We start from the raw sequence: 548 nt of genomic DNA on the forward strand, positions 1-548 counted from the left end.
ATATCGCCTATAAGGTATAAATCGATTAAAATTATCAAAATAATATATTAAATTTAGCAAAAATAACTAAGAGACTCATGATGAAAAAAACAACACTTGCAATAGGAATCGTTGCTGTATTAGGCGTTGCCTACGTAGGCATGGCATGGCAAACAGGTAATATCATTGAAAATAATATCGATAATCAATTAGCACAAATAACAGCCAAAATTAACGAATTTCAAGATGATTTTACAGTGTCAGTAATGAAAAGCAATTATGAAAAAAATATATTTTCAACTAAATTACATTTAACTGTAACAGTATCATCTCAAAATACTTTAGATGAAAATGCTAAGCCTAAAACCTTATTTGACGATGATATAACCATCCACCATGGTCCTTTCCCTATTGCAGCGCTTGCTAAAGGGACATTAGCCCCACAAAAAGCTTGGCTAGAATACGAAATGACAGAACAAAGCAATCCAACACTTTGGAAACTTGCTGGTAATCAACCATTTATTGCTGGGCATATAGGAATAAGCTATGGCGAATATATCACGCTAAAA

General features: G+C 32.5%; 1 protein-coding gene. It reads left to right on the top strand.

Features of this window, described 5'->3' with window-relative positions:
• Nucleotides 1–80: 80 nt before the first annotated feature.
• Nucleotides 81–548 (top strand): DUF945 family protein (locus tag A9G30_RS05245; RefSeq protein ID WP_176700851.1); only part of this gene is annotated, 468 nt, incomplete at its 3' end.

Origin of the sequence: Gilliamella sp. Fer4-1 (genome assembly GCF_001690515.1) — a bacterium.
GTDB lineage: Bacteria > Pseudomonadota > Gammaproteobacteria > Enterobacterales > Orbaceae > Gilliamella > Gilliamella apicola_C.